Origin of the sequence: Neoroseomonas lacus, from assembly GCF_014644535.1 — a bacterium.
In the GTDB taxonomy this organism is placed as follows: domain Bacteria; phylum Pseudomonadota; class Alphaproteobacteria; order Acetobacterales; family Acetobacteraceae; genus Neoroseomonas; species Neoroseomonas lacus.
The window spans coordinates 231,184-248,216 of the sequence record NZ_BMKW01000009.1 but is presented as its reverse complement, the minus strand read 5'-3'; the positions used below and the strand labels follow the sequence as shown (position 1 = coordinate 248,216).

15 protein-coding genes are annotated in these 17,033 nt (G+C 68.9%); 3 read left to right on the top strand and 12 right to left on the bottom strand.

Annotated features, from left to right (window positions below; genetic code table 11):
- Window positions 1-4 precede the first annotated feature (4 nt).
- Entirely contained in the window at window positions 5-1,252 is a 1,248-nt protein-coding gene (locus IEY36_RS18995) for an MFS transporter (protein ID WP_188969620.1), read from the top strand.
- A 251-nt stretch (window positions 1,253-1,503) separates the two neighbouring features.
- Here the strand turns inward: IEY36_RS18995 and IEY36_RS18990 are convergent, their stop codons facing one another.
- From IEY36_RS18990 to IEY36_RS18970, 5 genes are all read right to left on the bottom strand, one after another.
- Entirely contained in the window at window positions 1,504-2,136 is a 633-nt protein-coding gene (locus IEY36_RS18990) for a flavin reductase family protein (RefSeq protein ID WP_188969618.1), read from the bottom strand.
- Window positions 2,137-2,253: 117 nt separating this feature from the next.
- A complete protein-coding gene (locus IEY36_RS18985; protein WP_188969616.1) occupies window positions 2,254-3,747 on the bottom strand; it encodes a tripartite tricarboxylate transporter permease in 1,494 nt (497 codons plus the stop codon).
- Window positions 3,748-4,070: 323 nt separating this feature from the next.
- Window positions 4,071-4,964 (bottom strand): PhzF family phenazine biosynthesis protein, encoded by an 894-nt coding sequence (locus IEY36_RS18980; protein ID WP_188969614.1) that lies wholly within the window; start codon window positions 4,962-4,964, stop codon window positions 4,071-4,073.
- A 149-nt stretch (window positions 4,965-5,113) separates the two neighbouring features.
- Window positions 5,114-5,620, bottom strand: coding sequence for a tripartite tricarboxylate transporter TctB family protein (locus IEY36_RS18975; protein ID WP_188969612.1), 507 nt, complete (start codon window positions 5,618-5,620; stop codon window positions 5,114-5,116).
- A 19-nt stretch (window positions 5,621-5,639) separates the two neighbouring features.
- On the bottom strand, window positions 5,640-6,608 hold the full coding sequence (locus IEY36_RS18970; protein WP_188969610.1) for a Bug family tripartite tricarboxylate transporter substrate binding protein: 969 nt from the start codon (window positions 6,606-6,608) through the stop codon (window positions 5,640-5,642).
- 963 nt (window positions 6,609-7,571) lie between these two features.
- Here IEY36_RS18970 and IEY36_RS18960 point away from each other — a divergent pair.
- Window positions 7,572-8,165, top strand: a complete 594-nt coding sequence (locus tag IEY36_RS18960; RefSeq protein WP_229681427.1) for a hypothetical protein — start codon at window positions 7,572-7,574, stop codon at window positions 8,163-8,165.
- 439 nt (window positions 8,166-8,604) lie between these two features.
- On the top strand, window positions 8,605-9,783 hold the full coding sequence (locus IEY36_RS18955; protein ID WP_188969606.1) for a cupin domain-containing protein: 1,179 nt from the start codon (window positions 8,605-8,607) through the stop codon (window positions 9,781-9,783).
- 231 nt (window positions 9,784-10,014) lie between these two features.
- Here the strand turns inward: IEY36_RS18955 and urtE are convergent, their stop codons facing one another.
- The 7 genes from urtE to IEY36_RS18920 all read right to left on the bottom strand — a co-directional run bounded on the left by urtE (window position 10,015) and on the right by IEY36_RS18920 (window position 17,033).
- Entirely contained in the window at window positions 10,015-10,707 is a 693-nt protein-coding gene (urtE, locus tag IEY36_RS18950) for an urea ABC transporter ATP-binding subunit UrtE (RefSeq protein ID WP_188969604.1), read from the bottom strand.
- A gap of 251 nt (window positions 10,708-10,958) precedes the next feature.
- Window positions 10,959-11,696: an urea ABC transporter ATP-binding protein UrtD gene (gene urtD, locus IEY36_RS18945; protein WP_188969602.1), complete on the bottom strand. Its 738-nt coding sequence runs from the start codon at window positions 11,694-11,696 to the stop codon at window positions 10,959-10,961.
- On the bottom strand, window positions 11,693-12,787 hold the full coding sequence (gene urtC, locus IEY36_RS18940; protein ID WP_188969600.1) for an urea ABC transporter permease subunit UrtC: 1,095 nt from the start codon (window positions 12,785-12,787) through the stop codon (window positions 11,693-11,695). Before urtC ends, urtD begins: the two co-directional genes overlap by 4 nt.
- The gene (gene urtB / locus IEY36_RS18935; RefSeq protein WP_188969598.1) at window positions 12,784-14,355 is read right to left on the bottom strand and encodes an urea ABC transporter permease subunit UrtB; all 1,572 of its coding nucleotides are present in this window, start codon (window positions 14,353-14,355) and stop codon (window positions 12,784-12,786) included. The genes urtC and urtB overlap by 4 nt, the downstream gene beginning before the upstream one ends.
- A gap of 41 nt (window positions 14,356-14,396) precedes the next feature.
- Window positions 14,397-15,641, bottom strand: coding sequence for an urea ABC transporter substrate-binding protein (urtA, locus tag IEY36_RS18930; protein WP_188969596.1), 1,245 nt, complete (start codon window positions 15,639-15,641; stop codon window positions 14,397-14,399).
- 658 nt (window positions 15,642-16,299) lie between these two features.
- A complete protein-coding gene (locus tag IEY36_RS18925) occupies window positions 16,300-16,701 on the bottom strand; it encodes a hypothetical protein (protein WP_188969593.1) in 402 nt (133 codons plus the stop codon).
- 5 nt (window positions 16,702-16,706) lie between these two features.
- A complete protein-coding gene (locus tag IEY36_RS18920; protein WP_188969591.1) occupies window positions 16,707-17,033 on the bottom strand; it encodes an NIPSNAP family protein in 327 nt (108 codons plus the stop codon).

The window sequence follows — 17,033 nt, the reverse complement described above, 5'->3', positions numbered from 1 at the left end:
CCGCATGAACCGCAGGGCCCTGGCCTGGGCGTCCTTCGACTGGGCGAACAGCGCGTTTCCGACGGTGGTCTCGACCTTCGTCATCGCCGCCTATTTCACCCAAGGGGTGGCGCCGGATGCGGCGACGGGCCAGGCGCAATGGGGCTGGATGCAGACCGCCGCGGCGCTGGGCGTCGCGCTGATGTCGCCGCTGCTGGGGGCGATCGCCGACCTCGGCGGACATCGGCGCGCGTTGCTGGCGATCTGCACGCTGGTCACCGCCGTGTTCACCGGGCTGGTGTGGTTCGCCGCACCCGATCCGTCCTGGACGGTCTGGGTGCTGGTGTGCGTCGGCCTCGCCACCGTCGGGTTCGAGCTTGGCACCGTGTTCTACAATTCGATGCTGCCGGAAGTGGCGGAAACGTCGCAGATCGGGCGGGTGTCGGGGCTCGCCTGGGGGTTGGGCTATGCGGGCGGGCTGGCCTGCCTGGCGATTGCGCTGGTGTTGCTGGTGCAGCCGAACCCGGCGCTGTTCGGGCTTGATCGCGGCAGCTCGGAACATGTGCGCGCCACGGCGCTGCTGGTCGCGGCCTGGACGTTGGTGTTCGGCTGGCCGGTGCTGTTGATGGTGCCGGATTCGCCGGGCGAGAAACTGCCGATGGGCCGCGCCGTGACCGCCTGCGTCGCCGAGACCAAGGGGTTGGTGCGCGGGCTGCCGAAGCGGCCGGACATGCTGCGCTTCCTGGTGGCGCGGATCTTCTACACCGATGGGCTGAACACGCTGTTCGCCTTCGGCGCCATTTTCGCCGCCGGCGTGCATGGGATGGATTTCGAGGAGATCCTGCTCTTCGGCATTGCGCTGAACGTCACCGCCGGGTTGGGCGCGGCCGGCTTCGGGCTGGTCGAGGACCAGCTGGGGTCGAAGCGCACGGTGATGGTCGCACTGGTGGCGATGATCGTGCTTGGCGCCGCGTTGCTGCTAACCGGCAGCAAGACGGTGTTCTGGGGCATGGCGATGGCGCTTGGCATCTTCATGGGGCCGGCGCAGGCGGCGTCACGTACGCTGATGGCGCGCATGGCGCCGGAAGGCGAGATCACGGCGCATTTCGGGCTGTTCGCGCTGTCGGGGCGGATCACGGGCTTCGCGGGGCCGGCGGTGCTGGCGATGGTCACCGCGGCGACCGGCAGCCAGCGGGCGGGGATGGCGACGGTGCTGGTGTTTCTTGGTGTGGGCGCGGCGATATTGGCGACGGTCAGGCCGGTGCGGGGGTGAGAGGGCACCGAGAGGGGCTTTGCCCCTCCCGGACCCACCCCACCAAAGGCCTAAGGGCCTCTGGACACCTCGACTTGGCACCGCGCAGCCGGGGCAGAAGCAGTCAGCGACCCGCCCTTACGCGCGGGGCAGGCGTCACCGAAGCAGCATGCCATCATCGCCCGCGGCAACAGATGGCTTTCCAAATGACGCTGTCATTTGGTGGGGTGGTTTGGAGGGGCGACGCCCCTCCAATGGCAACTCCGACCCTCTCAGTGATCCCGCTGCCCTGGCGCGAAGGCCCCGCCATCGGTCGGGCGCAGGGCTTCGAACATTTCGGTCACCACCGCGTAGTCGCGATAGCCGCAGCGGGCGAGCGGCCGGGCTGCTGCCGTGTCGAAGCGGCCGTCACGCAGGAAGGCTTCGTCGATATGCACGCCGACGACCTGGCCGATGAGGATCCAGCCCTCCAGCGCGTTGCCGTCCACATCACGCAACTGCATCGACTGCACCACCTTGCATTCGAGTGCCGCCGGCGCCGCCGCGACGCGTGGCGCCTTGACGATGTGCGATGAGGCGGTTTCGAGCCCGGCGGCGATGAACTCGTCTTCGCCGGCGGCGAGCGCGGCGGATGACGTGTTCATCGCGTCGAACAGCGGATGGGTGCAGAGGTTGAAGACGAATTCGCCGGTGGCGATGGCGTTGGCGGCGCTGTGCTTCATCGTCTCGCTGGTGAACATCACCATCGGCGGGCGCGAATGCACCGCGTTGAAGAAGCTGTAGGGCGCGAGGTTCGGCCGCCCCTGCGCATCGAGCGTCGAGATCCAGCCGATCGGGCGCGGGGCGACGATCGCCTTGAACGGGTCATGCGGCAGGCCGTGGCCGGTGCGGGGTTCGTAGAACATGGGTCGGAGTGTGTCCCGGAATGCGCCGGATGGCGACTGTCGAACCGCGGCGCCGGCTTGCGCTGCCCGGCACGGCGCCAAGGTCCCGGGTGGGTGGCAGCGTTGCAGGACGGCCGGTCAGGCCTTCCGGGCGATGGCGCCATAGAGTCGCGGCCCGGCCAGTGCCGCGACCGCGAGCGCCAGGATGATCGCGCTGCCCGGCCGGGTGATGAAGACAGACCAGTTGCCCTGGCTGATCGTCAGCGCCTGGCGCAGCGCCTGTTCGGCCATGGGTCCGAGGATCATGCCGATCACCACCGGGGCGACGGGGAAGTCGAAGCGCCGCATGAACATCGCGATCACGCCCAGCGTGTAGAGGATCACCAGGTCGATGACGCTGTTCGAGATGCCGTAGGTGCCGATGGTGGCGAAGACCAGGATCCCACCATAGAGCTGCGGCAGCGGGATTTTCAGGATGCGCACCCACAGCCCGACCAGCGGCAGGTTCAGCACCACCAGCATGACATTGGCGATGAACAGCGAGGCGATCAGCGTCCAGACCAGCTCCGCCTGCTGGGTGAAGAGCAGCGGGCCGGGATTGATGCCGTAGGATTGGAAGGCGGAGAGCATGATCGCCGCCGTCGCACTGGTCGGCAGGCCGAGGGTGAGCATCGGCACCAGCACGCCGGCCGCCGCGGCATTGTTGGCGGCTTCCGGCCCTGCGACGCCCTCGATGGCGCCAGTGGTGCCGAATTCGCCACGGTGCTTCGCCTTCACCAGTTTCCGTTCGGCGAAATAGGACAGCATGGTCGGCATCTCGGTGCCGCCGGCCGGCAGCACGCCGAAGGGAAAGCCGATCGCGGCGCCGCGCAGCCAGGGCCAGAAGGATCGCTTCCAATCCTCCTTCGACATCATCAGTCGGCCGACCTCGAGCACCTCGTGCTTCCCGGCGTGATGGTGCCAGGCCATGTAGAGCGCCTCGCCCACCGCGAAGAGTGCGACGGCCACCAGCACGACATTCACGCCGTCGAGCAGTTCCGGCACGCCGAAGGTCAGGCGTGGCTGGCCGGTCTGCAGGTCGACGCCGACCAGTCCCAGCATCAGCCCGAAGGCGAGCGAGGTCAGCCCACGCAGCGCCGAGGCGCCGAGCACCGCCGAGACGGTGACGAAGCACAGCACCATCAGCGCGAAGTACTCCGCCGGGCCGAGCACCAGCGCCCATTCGACGATGATCGGCCCGAGGAAGGCGATGCCCAGCGTGCCCACCGTGCCGGCGACGAAGGAGCCGATCGCCGAGGTCGCCAAGGCCGGTCCCGCGCGGCCGTTGCGGGCCATCTTCGCGCCTTCGAGGGCGGTGATGATCGACCCGCTCTCACCCGGCGTGTTGAGCAGGATCGACGTAGTGCTGCCGCCATACATCGCGCCGTAGAAGACGCCGCAGAACAGGATGAAGGCGCCCGTCGCGCTGACGCTGAACGTGATCGGCAGCAGCAGCGCGATGGTCAGCGCCGGGCCGATGCCGGGCAGCACGCCGACCGCGGTGCCGAGGAAACAACCCAGCAGGGCCCAGGCGAGATTGGCGAAGGTCAGCGCATTGCCGAAGCCGAGCGCGAGGCCGGAGATCGAATCCATGGGTCAGGCTCGCGCTGGAGGTGAGGCAGGAGGAGCGGAATGGCGTCGGCCAGTGGCGGAGAGGGGCGCCGCCACTTTCCGGACCTCACCCCGCCAAAGGCCTAAGGGCCTCTGGACACCTCGATTGGGCGTTCGGCGGCAGCGCGTGGATTGGCCCGCCGAACGCGTGTTGGGCGCAAGGGTGGGTTTCGGCACGCAGGCTGACAGGGGCGCCCGGCGCCAATCGAGGGCATTGCCTTTTCGAGAGCCCATTGACGATGTGCAGCATGGCCGATGGGGCCTTGAAGGGGTGGATTGGAGGGGCGACGCCCCTCCGATGCGCGTCATAGCAACGCCTCGCCGCGCAATACCGGCACGCAGTGCCCGCCGACGCGCGCGCGAATGCCCTCGGGCATGCGCCGTGCCCCGGCCAGCAGCAGCGAGGGTCGCCCCATCTCGACGCCCTGGGTGATGTCCCAGCGGCCTTCGGCCGCGCCGTCGAGGTGCAGCAGGAAGCCGGCCAGCGGCGTCGCCGCACTGCCGGTCGCCGAATCCTCCCAGGTGCCGGTGAGTGGCGAAAACATGCGCGCCCGCACCGCCGCGCCGTCGCGGCAATACAGGTAGAGCGAGAGAAAGCCGCGCGTCTCCTCGGGATGCGCGGCCACCGCACGACGGAACGCGCCGAGGTCCGGCGCGGCGGCGGCGAGGCCCTCCGGCGTCACCTCGGTCAGCAGCCGATGGTTGCCGCCATCGGCCGCCAGCGTCGGCGCGTGGCGCGTGGTGATGATCGCATCCTCGGGCAGTGAAGCGCAGGCGGCGGCGGTCGAAATCGGCAGCGGCGCGCCGATGCGCAGCGGCTGCGGGGCGGCGACGTCGGCCCCCGTCACGCGGTCGCCCTCGTCGCGCAGCAGGGTGACCTCCACCAGCCCGGCGGGTTCCTCGAAGCGATAGGCGCGAGGGCGGCCTTCATCGGCCTGGCCCAGCACATAGGCGGTGCCGACATTGGGGTGGCCGGCGAAGGGCATCTCGGCGACGCGGTTGAAGATGCGTACCCGCGCGCTGTTCTGCGGGCTGTCGGGCGGCAGGACGAAGGTCGTCTCGCTCAGGTTGAACTCGGCGGCGAGCGCCTGCATCTCGGCATCCGACAGGCCGCGCGCGTCGGGGAAGACGGCGAGCTGATTGCCACCGAAGCGGGTGGTGGTGAAGACGTCGACGGTGGTGAAGCGGTAGGCGCGCATTCAAGCAAGGTCGGGGGAGAGAACTCCCCCGAACCCCCTCCTTTTTCTATCTGTTTGGCGACGACCGCCGCTGCCGGTTCCCAAAAGACAAAAGACGGAGGGGGATTCGGGGGAGGTGTTCCTCCCCCGACCTTTCTTCCTCCCGGCCATCACAACACCTCCTGCCCGAAGGCACGCAGGATGGCGCCTTCCAACACGCCCGCGCCGATGTTGACGCCGAGCGCCTCGACGAACAGGAAGAAGGCGCCGAGCGAGACCGCCAGCGCGATCACCGCATCGCGCAGCGGCGCGCGGGAGCCGAAGGCGCGCGCGGTGCAGACGAACTGCACCGCCGCGCCGATCGAAAAGCCCAGCGGTTCGATCAGCACGAGGTTCAGCACCATCCCGCCGCCGAGCCAGCCGAGCGCGCGGATATTCGCCGGGCCGGAGTCGACGACCTCGGACAGGTCGCGGCTCCAGCCACCGCGCATCGCCACGACCGACAGCAACAGCCCCAGCACCACCAGCGCGCCGGCGACCACCGCCGGGACCAGCTTCGGCCCGACCACCGCATAGACCGGCGTGACCGGGATGACCCAGGTCAGCCAGACGGTCAGCAGCCCCAGGGCCGTGACCGTGAGGCCGACCCCGAGGTCGGCCAGCGCGTCCTGCTTCATGGCGATCCGACCGCGCCGCTCAGGCGAGGCCGAGGTCCTTGAGCACGCCTTCCGTCTCGGCGCGGTCACGGGTGAGGAATTCGTCGAAAGGCTGGCCGGTCAGGAAGGCATCCGCCCAGCCACGATCGGCGAGGATGCGGCGCCAGGCCTCGGTCGCGTGGATGGCGGTCATCAGGTCCACCAACGCCTGGCGCTGCGGCGCGGTGATGCCCGGCGCGCCGAACACGCCGCGCCAATTGGTCGCCACCACATCGAGGCCGCTTTCCTTCAGCGTCGGGACATCCGGTTCGATCCGGCTCGACCCGGTGGTGGCCAGGGCGCGCACGCGGCCGGCCTTGATCTGTTCGGAGAATTCAGACCAGCCGGAAATGCCCGCGGCGACCTGGCCGCCGAGGATCGCCGCCTGCGCCGGCCCGCCGCCGGGGAAGGCGACGAAGGAGGCCTCGCGCGGCTGGCGGCCGAGCTTCTGGAGCATCAGGCCGAGGATGATGTGGTCGGTGCCGCCGGCGCTGCCGCCGGCCACCGACACCGCGCGCGGGTTCTCCTTCAAGGCGTCGGCGAGTTGGCCAATGTTCTGGAAGGGGCTGTTGGCCGGCACGATGATCACGCCGGCTTCCTCGGTCATGCGGGCGACCGCGACGGTGTCCTGCAGGCTGACGGGGGTTTTGTTGGTCAGCGCGGCGCCGACCATGACCGAGCCGCCGATCATCAGCGCATCGGGGCGGCGGCGGCGCTGTTGCAGGAAGCGCGGCAGGCCCACCATGCCGCCGGCGCCGCCGACATTCTCGAACTGGAAGGTGCCGACGAGCCCGGATTGGCGCGCCGCCTGCTCGATGGCGCGGCCGAGCCCGTCCCAGCCGCCACCCGGCCCGGCCGGGACGAACATGAAGATGCTGGAGAAGAGCTCCGCGGCGAGGGCGCCGCGCGGCGAGAGGCTGAGGCTCGCCAGGCCGGCGGAGGCGGCTAGAAGCGTACGACGTTGGGTCATTGTGGTGGTTCCGGGCGTTCCTGAGGCGGCGAAGTCTGCGCTGCCATCAGCCCGGTGTGGAAGGGGAGAAACGTCGTTTCGGCTGCCTTGCCTATGACTTCACGTTCGCGTTACGGTGACGATAGTTGCCAAAGACGTTCCTTCCGAAGCGTGGCGCGCCGTCCTCCCGCGGTGCTGCGCCGATGGGGACGGGAAACGGCCGGTGACCAGGAACGGCAATTGCGCGACGCGGCGTCGCTCAGGGAGGAACAGGTTCGATGACTGACGAAGCCGGCACGGCGCGATTGCGCCGGCGCATGTTGGTCCTGCGCGTCGCTGGCGTCGGCGCGCTCGCTGCGGTGCTGCCCGGTTGCGTCGTGCAGGCACCGCAACCGGTGCGGCAGTACCGCGGCACCGGACTGACCGACGCCGACCCCAATGACGGGCCGGGCAATGGCCGTGGCGGACGTCGCGGCACCGGGCTGACCGATGCCGACCCCAATGACGGGCCGGGCAATGGCCGTGGCGGGCGTCGTGGCACCGGGCTGACCGACGCCGACCCCAATGACGGGCCAGGCAATGGCCGTGGCGGGCGTCGTGGCACCGGGCTGACTNAGGCAATGGCCGTGGCGGGCGTCGTGGCACCGGGCTGACTGACGCCGACCCCAATGACGGGCCAGGCAATGGCCGTGGCGGGCGCCGCCGCACCGGGCTGACAGATTCCGACCCGAATGATGGGCCGGGCGCGGGCCGCCGGGGCTTCTGAGCGCCCGTTTGGAAACGCGCCTTCCGGCGCGGCGCCGGGATGGCCGATGCCGGTCGGACCCGCGGGGCGCTTGCGCGTTCCGGGCCCGCATGTCGGCGGCGACGGGATACCAGGGGGCGTGGCCGGACGTGCGCCAGGACACTCACCCTTCGGTCACGTTGCTTGCCCAGAATGGCACCGTGGCCCGATGATGATATTTGGTGAGGAAGAGGACGATCATGAGCGAGAAGGACAAGCAACAAGGCGTGCGGCCGACCGACGAAGCCGGGGTGGCGGCAGATCCGGGGCGCAAGGCGCTTGGCCGGCGGTTGCTAATCCTGCGGATCGCCGCGACCGGTGGCGCCGTCGCAGCCGCAGCGCCCGCCGCCGAGGCGCTGGACGTGACGCCCGTGCAGTACCGCACCGGCATTACCGATTCCGACCCGAATGACGGGCCGGGCTATGGCCGCGGGTATCGTGGGGCGCCGCGCACCGGCATCACCGACAACGACCCGAGTGATGGGCCCGGCCAAGGCCGCGGCTATCGCGCCGCGCCGCGCACCGGAATCACCGATTCCGACCCCAATGACGGCCCGGGCAATGGCCGTGGTTATCGCGCCGCGCCGCGCGGGCGTGCCTATACCGGAATCAATGACGGCGATCCGGGCGACCCGTCCGGCTATGGCACTGGGTGGCGGCAGCGTCGTGGCACCGGCATCACCGACGCCGACCCGAGTGACGGCCCCGGCAATGGGCGTGGCGGGTCCCGTGGGCGCAGCGTCAGCGACAACGACCCAAGCGACGCCCCGGGCCGCGGCCGCGGCTGGCGCTGAGCGGCGACGTGGCCGAGGAGGAACCCGGACGCCGCGGTCGATTGTCGCGGCGGCTGCTTGTCCTCGGCACGACGGCCGGCCTTGCGCCCATGGGGGCGGCGGCGCAGCAGCGCAGCGGCACCTCCGACAGCGATCCGCGCGACCCGGCCGGGCGCGGGCGCCCCTATACCGGCCAATCCGACAGTGACCCCCGGGACAGCGCGGGCCGCGGCCGGCCCCGCACCGGCTTTTCAGACAGCGACCCCCGCGACGCCGCCGGCCGTGGGCGGCCGCGCACCGGACAGTCGGATAGTGACCCCCGTGATGCCGCCGGCCGTGGGCGGCCGCGTACCGGGTATTCCGACAGCGACCCGCGGGATGGCGCCGGCCGTGGCCGTCCCCGCACCGGCTTTTCAGACAGCGATCCGCGCGATGCCGCCGGACGCGGACGAGGATCACGATGAGCGTTACAGTAGCCGAGGAAGCCTGGACCCTGGCCTTCGGGACGCTGTCCCTGGAGGATGGCATGGCGATGCGCGAAGGCACCGCCTGGCGGCTGATGCCGGGCAATGACCCGGACCGTTTCACCGGGCTGCTGTCGGTCGCCGACCTCGACGCCTTCCTGCGCACCGATGCGGCCCGCACGCCGCGCATCTCGATGGCCGATGGCGCGCGCAAGGGCAGCGCCGGGCTGCCGGTCGAGGACTACATCGAGGAGGGCGGCGACCGGGTGGACCTGCCGGCGCTGTTCGCCCGGCATGATGAGGGGGCGAGCCTCGTCGTTTCGCAGTTCCACGAGATTCATCCGCCGCTGGCGCGTTTCTGCCGTGGGCTGGAGAAGGCCTTCCTGCATGGGGTGCAGGCCAATATCTACCTGACGCCGCCCGGCGCGCAGGGCTTTCGCGTGCATTTCGACACGCATGACGTGCTGGTGATGCAGGTCTCCGGCCGCAAGGCCTGGCGGGTGTGGGACCACATCCCCTTCGCCGCGCCCACGCGCCACACGCCCTGGGCCAACAATGCCTCGCCCGAGGGCGAGCCGCATGCGTTGCTGATGTCGCCGGGCGACGCGCTGTATCTGCCGCGTGGCGTGATGCATGAGGCGATGGTGCAGCAGGGCGAGGAGCCTTCCCTGCACATCACCATCGGGCTGATGGAACCCGGGCTGGGGGAGATGCTGCGCAACCTGCTGTCCGAGCTCGAAGCCGAGGAGCCCGCGCTGCGCGCCGCCATGCCGACCTGGCGGCTGGCCGAGCCGGAGGGTGCCGCGATGGTGAAGGACCGGCTCGCTGCGGCGGTCGCGAGCCTGGCGCGGCCGGATGTCGCGGACCGTCTGACCATGGCGGCGCTGGACCGGCTAGGGCGGGACCGCATGTCGCTGCCGGGCCGGTCGTTGCATACGCCGCCGCCGGGGCCGGAAGACCGGCTGCGGCTGTCGGAGACCATGCACCACACGCTGGTGCCCTTCGACGAGGGCGGGGCGGCGCTGCGCTGGTATGGCGGGGTCGAGAAGCTGAACGCGCAGGAACTCGACTGGCTGATGGCGCTGGAGGATGGCGCGACGGCGGCGGAGCTGGGGGGGGAGGCGTTGGCCTTTTGCCGGAAGCTGGCGCGGCACGGGGTGTTGGAGCGGACGTAGGGGGTGTTGGAGAGAGGCGCCGCCCCTCTCCAAACCTCACCCCGCCAAGGGCTTAAGGCCCTTGGATTCCTCGGAGTTGAGCGGATATTGCCGGCGCGGTTCGCCATCTGCCCTTTTGCATGGGGCATGCCCGAGCCACCCGGGTGGCCAGCCCAAAAACTGGTGTCCAGAGGCCCTTAGGCCTTTGGTGGGGGTCGTCCGGAGGGGACAGAGCCCTCTCCGGTTGCTTCCCTACACCGTCAGCAGCGGCCGTACCGCTTCTTCCGACAGATCACCCGCTGGCCCTTGCAGGACCACTTCCCCGCGCACCATGACGGTGATCAGGTCGGCGAGTTCGCGGGCGAAGTCGTAATATTGTTCGACCAGGACGATCGCCATGCCGCGGTCGCGCGACAGATGCCGGATGACGCGGGCGATGTCCTTGATGACCGATGGCTGGATGCCCTCGGTCGGTTCGTCGAGGATCAGCAGGCGCGGCCTGGCGCAGAGCGCGCGGGCGAGGGCGAGCTGCTGTTGTTGGCCGCCTGAGAGATCACCGCCGCGGCGGCGCAGGAACTGCCGCAGAATCGGGAAGAGGTCGAAGATGTCGCTCGGCACGCCGGAACCGCGCGGGGCGGCGGCGAGCGCGGTCTCCATGTTTTCCTGCACGGTCAGGAAGGGGAAGATCTCGCGCCCCTGCGGCACGTAGCCGATGCCCGCGCGCGCGCGCTCGGCCGGCCCGAGGCGGGAGATGTCCTTTCCTTCCCAGGTGATGCTGCCGGCCTGGATGCGTTCCAGGCCCATGATGGCGCGCAGCAGGGACGATTTGCCGACACCGTTGCGGCCGAGCACGGCGGTGACCTTGCCAGGTTCGGCGACCATGGAGACGCCGCGCAGGCAGCGGCTGGCGCCGTAGGAGAGGTCAATGTTGGCGACTTCGAGCATCTGTCAGCCTCCGAGCCGCGTGGTCTGCTGGTGGCCGCCTGGATGATCGGAAGGGCGACGCGCGATGCCGGGCAATCGGCCCGATGCCTGGCATCGGACCGGGAGCGCACGGCGCGACCGCGCCCAGACCGCCCGTTGTGGCCGGACCGCCAGTGCGTGGCGCGCAAGCCAAGCGCCCGCATGGGCGCGCCGGCGCTTGCGGCAGGAAAAATGCTGACCAGGATGCGCGAGCGGCAGCGAGCGGATCATGGTCAACGTCCCAGATAGACTTCGACCACGCGCGGGTCGTTCTGCACGTGGTCGATCGAGCCTTCCGACAGCAGCGTGCCTTCGTGCAGCACGGTGACCTTGCAGCCCAGCGCACGGACGAAGTCGAGGTCGTGCTCGACGACGACGACGGAGTGCCGGCCGGCGATGCGCGCGAGCAGCTTGGCGGTGTGTTCGGTCTCGGCATCGGTCATGCCGGCGACGGGTTCGTCGACCAGCATCAGGTCGGGGTCCTGCATCAGCATCATGCCGATCTCGAGCCACTGCTTCTGGCCGTGAGAGAGGATGCCGGCCAGGTCATGCGCGCGGTCGGTCAGGCCGATCTCGGTGGTGACTTCCTCGATGCGCGTGCGGCCGGCTCCGGCGAGGTGCCAGCGCAGGCAGGCGACCGGACCGCGCGGCGCCTTGAGCGCGAGTTCGAGATTCTCGAACACCGTCAGCGCGTCGAAGACGGTGGGCTTCTGGAATTTGCGGCCGATGCCGAGATTGGCGATCGAGGCTTCATCCATGCGCGTCAGGTCGAGCTCGCCGAAGGTGACGATGCCCGAGGTCGGGCGCGTCTTGCCGGTGATCACGTCCATCATCGTCGTCTTGCCGGCGCCGTTGGGGCCGATGACGGCGCGCATCTCGCCGGGTTCGACGACCAAGGCAAGATTGTTCAGCGCGCGGAAGCCGTCGAAGACCACCGAGACACCGTCGAGATAGAGCCTGCGCCCCTTCATTTCGCGCGGCCCTTCAGCAGGCCGACGAGGCCCTTGGGCAGGAACAGCGTCACCGCCACGAACAGACCGCCGAGGACAAAGAGCCAAAGGTCCGGCGCGGCGCTGGTCAGCCAGGTCTTCAGGCCATTGACGGAGAAGGCGCCGATCACCGCGCCGACCAGCGTGCCGCGGCCACCGACGGCGACCCAGATAACAGCCTCGATGGAATTGCCGGGGCTGAATTCGCCAGGGTTGATGATGCCGACCTGGGGGACGTAGAGCGCGCCGGCGAGGCCGGCCATCATCGCGGAGGCGACGAAGGCGAAGAGCTTGTGGCTGGTGGTGTCGTAGCCGAGGAAGCGCACGCGGTTCTCGGCGTCGCGGATCGCGGTCAGCACGCGGCCGTACTTCGTGCCGGTCATCCACAGGCAGAACAGGTAGCAGCCGACCAGCGAGACCAGCGAGGCGTAGAACAGCGAGGCCCGCGCCGCGCCAGTGTTGAGCGGCATGCCGAGCAGTTCCTTGAAGTCAGTGAAACCGTTATTGCCGCCGAAACCCATGTCGTTGCGGAAGAAGGCGAGCATCAGCGCATAGGTCATCGCCTGGGTGATGATCGAGAGATAGACGCCGGTGATGCGGCTGCGGAAGCACAGCCAGCCCAGTACCAGGGCGAGCATGCCGGGCACCAGCAGCACCATCAGCATGGCGAAGGCGAAGTGGTCGAAGCCAAGCCAGTACCAGGGCAGTTGCTGATAGCCGAGGAACACCATGAAATCCGGCAGCACGGGGTGGCCATAGACGCCGCGCGGGCCGATCAGACGCATCAGGTGCATGCCCATCGCGTAACCGCCCAGCGCGAAGAAGGCACCATGGCCGAGCGAGAGGATGCCCGCATAGCCCCAGGCGAGGTCGAGCGACAAAGCGAGGATGGCGTAGCAGATCCATTTGCCGGAGACCGAGACGAGGAAGTCCGACACATGGAAGACGCTGTCCTGCGGCAGCATGTTCAGCAGCGGGAAAGTGGCGAGGACCACCACCACCACGCCCATCACGGCGCGCAGGCCGAGCCGGATGCGGGACGGCGCCGGGGTATCGAGTGTGGTCGCGCTCATGCCTCGGCCGCCCGACCCTTTTGCGGGAACAACCCGCGTGGACGGCGCTGGATGAAGGCCATCACCGCCACCAGCACGAAGACCTTGGCGAGCACCGCGCCGGCCCAGGGTTCCAGCATCTTGTTGATGACGCCGAGGCCGAAGGCGGCGATCAGCGTGCCCGCCAGGCTGCCGACGCCGCCGAAGACGACGACGAGGAAGCTGTCGATGATGTAGCCGGTGCCGAGGTTGGGCGAGACATTGTCGATCTGGCTGAGGGCGACGCCGGCGATGCCGGCGATGCCGGAGCCGAAGGCGAAGGTCAGCGCATCGACGCGGCCGGTGCGGATCCCCATGGCGGCGGCGATGGGGCGGCGTTGCGTGACGGCGCGCATCTCAAGCCCGAAGCGCGTCATGCGGATGGCGGCGAGGATCAGGCCGAAGATCACCAAGGAGAAGCACAGGATCCACAGCCGGTTGGCGGTGACCGGGATGTCGAAGGGCAGCATCAGCGTGCCCTGCATCCAGGGCGGGCTGATCACCTCGCGGTTCTGCGCGCCGAAGATGAGGCGCACCGCCTGCTGGATCATCATGCCGACACCGAAGGTCAGCAGCAGGGTTTCCAGCGGGCGGCCGTAGAGGTGGCGGATCAGGCCGCGTTCCATCGCCGCGCCGATCGCGGCGGTGACGAGGAAGGCGGCGGGCACCGCGATCGGCAGCGACCAGGGCTGCAGCCAGGGAATGTCGCGCGCGAAATCCTGCACCATCACGGTGGTGTAGGCGCCGAGCATGACGAACTCGCCATGCGCCATGTTGATCACGCCCATGACGCCGAAAGTGACGGCGAGGCCAAGGGCGGCGAGCAGCAGGACAGAGCCGAGCGAGAGGCCCTGGAACAGCGTCTCCGCCGCGCGGCGGATGGCCAGGCGCTGGTCGATGGCGGCGACGGCGGCGTCGATCTGCGTGGCCACCTCGGGATTGGCGGCGCGGGCTTCGAGCAGGATGGAACGCGCCTGGGGCGAGGCGGTCTCTCCGAGGGCGGTGATGCCGGCGAGCTTGTCGGCGGGGTTGGTGGCGACGAGGCGCGAGGCGGCGAGTGCGAGGGCGATGCGGTCGCGCACCTCAGGGACGGATTCCCGCGCCAGGGCGGCGTCGAGCAGCGGAACGTTCTCGGCGCTGCGAGCGCGGAAGATGGCGTCGGCGGCGGCGAGGCGTTCGGCGGAATTGGGCGAGATGATCTGCAACTGGCCGAGGGCACCACGCAGGGCACCGCGGACGCGGTTGTTGATGGTGACGCGTTGCGTGTCGGCCTCGGCGACATCGACCGGGGCGCCGGTCGCGGCGTTGAGCAGGCGGGTGCCGTCGCGGATGAGCAGCGTGCCATCGGCTAGGCGCAGCAGCCGGCCTTCGGAAAGGGCGGTGAGGATGGGCAGGGCGCGCGGATCACCCAGCGTGCCGAGCTGGCCGACAGCCTCGACCTGGGCACCGAAGCCGCCACCGAGGCCGGGCAGCGCGGCGAGGAAGGCGTCCTGCGCCCGCGCCGGCATCGCGGCGAGGAGCAGGAACAGCAGGAGGATGGTGCGTTTCATGCGCGTGCGGGCGGGGCGTATGACGGCCCCGCCCAGCCTGCTCAGCCGCGACGACGGTTGGCGTTTTCGGGGATGAACTGCGACCAGTTCTCGGCCGGGACGACGGCCGGCGTCTTGTAGACGATGTTGAACTGACCATCCGCCTGGATCTCGCCGATCATCACCGGCTTCGAGAGGTGGTGGTTCGGCAGCATCTCCTCGGTGTAGCCGGAGGGGGCGGCGAACTTCTCGCCGATCACTGCGGTGCGCACCGCATCGACCGCCGTGGTGTTGGCCTTGGCCACGGCCTGCGCCCACATGTTGAAGCCGGTATAGGTGGCCTCCATCGGGTCGTTGGTCACGCGGCGCGGGTTCTTGATGTAGGCCTGCCAGAGGTTTTTGAACTCGGTGTTCGCCGGTGACTGCACCGACATGAAGTAGTTCCAGGCGGCCAGGTGGCCGACCAGCGGGCGGGCGTCGATGCCGGCCAGTTCTTCCTCACCGACGCTGAACGCGACGCAGGGAATGTCCTCGGCCTTGATGCCCTGGTTGCCGAGCTCGCGGTAGAAGGGGACGTTGGCGTCGCCATTGATGGTGGAGACGATCGCGGTCTTCTTGCCCTCGCCGGCGAAGCGCTTCACGCGGGCGACGATGCCCTGCCAGTCGCTGTGCCCGAAGGGCGTGTATTCTTCCATGATGTCGGCATCGGTGATGCCCTTGGAATTCAGGTAGCCGCGCAGGATGCGGTTGGTGGTGCGCGGATAGACGTAGTCGGTGCCGAGCAGCGCGATGCGCTTCGCCTCGCCGCCATCAGGGCCCATCAGGTATTCGACGGCCGGGATCGCCTGCTGGTTCGGCGCGGCGCCGGTGTAGAAGATGTTGCGGCTTTCTTCCTCGCCCTCGTATTGGACGGGGTAGAACAGCATGCCGTTCAGTTCCTCGAAGACCGGCAGCACCGACTTGCGCGAGACCGAGGTCCAGCAGCCGAAGGTGACATCGACCTTGTGGACCTGCAGCAGCTCGCGCGCCTTTTCGGCGAAGAGCGGCCAGTTGGAGGCCGGGTCGACCACCACCGCTTCGAGACGGCGGCCGAGCAGGCCACCCTTGCTGTTCTGATGTTCGACCATCATCAGCACGGTGTCGCGCAGCGCCGTCTCGGAGATCGCCATGGTGCCGGACAAGGAGTGCAGCACGCCGATCTTGATGGGGGCCGCCTGCGCGAAGGACGGGCGGAACGCCGGGGTCGCCAAGGCGGTGGAAAGGCCCGCCAGCGCCGCGCGACGCGTGATCTTCCTGGTTTCGGTCATCGGTCTCTCACCCTCAATCGTTCTGGGCGCGGGGCTGGACAGTCGCCGCCGGGGATCGGCGCGCTGACGCGCTGCGCACAACGTTCCGGTAGCGAAAGCCGTGCCAGTGCAATGCGAGGGCGAAGGGCAGCGGCAAGGCGACATTGTATGCAGGGACGATGCGCATTGCCGCCTGCGGCGTCATCGATGTGCGCAGCTATTGTGCATTTCGTGATGAAACTTGGCAGAGCGAGCGTGTGATATCGGCCGCAACGCCTAAGACGCGGGCAATCATTTCCCAGGATGGATAGAGGGCGGTCTGTTTTTCCATTTTTTGCGGCAAAACGACCTGAAGTTTCTCCATTTCTCCGTGTATTGGAAATTTTTTACCGGCGAGGACCGGCGGGCAGCAACCAGCGCCGCCTCGACCGATGGTGACTTCCCGGCGCGTCGATTTCGCCGAAATCACTCGACGGTCCAGTAACCTTCGATTCCTGCGAGGTGCTCGAGAGGCAACGCCCCTCGACCTTTTGCCAACGCTCGCGGATCCCCACCGCTCGTATCGGCGTGTTCATCCCCTCAGGCGCCGGGCGCCACCCTCTGGGTTGCTCGGCCTTCGCCGGACTCTCCACGGGCCGCATTCGCGGCCCAGGCGCGACCCACGGATTCGTGCCATTGGTTATTGCAGCTCCGGCACCTCGCCATAATCCGCCAGTTCTGGCCGCATCGCCTCGATGACGAAATCGACGAAGGCCGCCGGCACGTCGAGGTAGAATTCCCGGTCCGAATAGGCGCCGACGCTGGCGGCAAGGCCGCGTGCCTCGAACCAGGTAGCCAGGGCGTCGAGCGCCTCGCGTGGCGTCTCGCTGAGGAACGACACCTGCGAGCGCAGCTTGTCGGCATCGCGCTGCGCCGTGTCGCTACGGCTGAATTGCAGGTCGATGTTCGCGCCTGGCTGGCGCAGCCAGATCGCGCGTTCGGTGCGCCGCAGTTCGACGAAACCGAGTTGCGTCTTCAGCATGGTGACCACCGCCTCGAAATGCCGGACATCGAGGCGGTTGGCGACGTGGTTGAAGCGCACGCTTGCTACTTCACCGAGGAGAAGGCTGTCGGCTGCAGGAAGGCGTTCGTCACGTTGGCGACGATGGCGCCGTCCTTCTCGGTGCCGGCGCGCTTCTCGATCCATTCCGGGTCGTTCTGGAACGCGGTCCATTTCTGCTCGCGCTCGGCCATCGAGGCCCATTCGAGCAGGTAGAACAAGTCCTGGCTCGATTCACCGACGATCGTCGTCCAGAAGCCAGCCTGGCGGATGCCGTGGCGTTCCCAGATCTTCAGCGTGATGGTGTCGAAGCGCTTCAGCAGCGCCGGCAGGCGGCCCGGCACGCAGCGATAGACGCGCAGTTCGTGGATCAT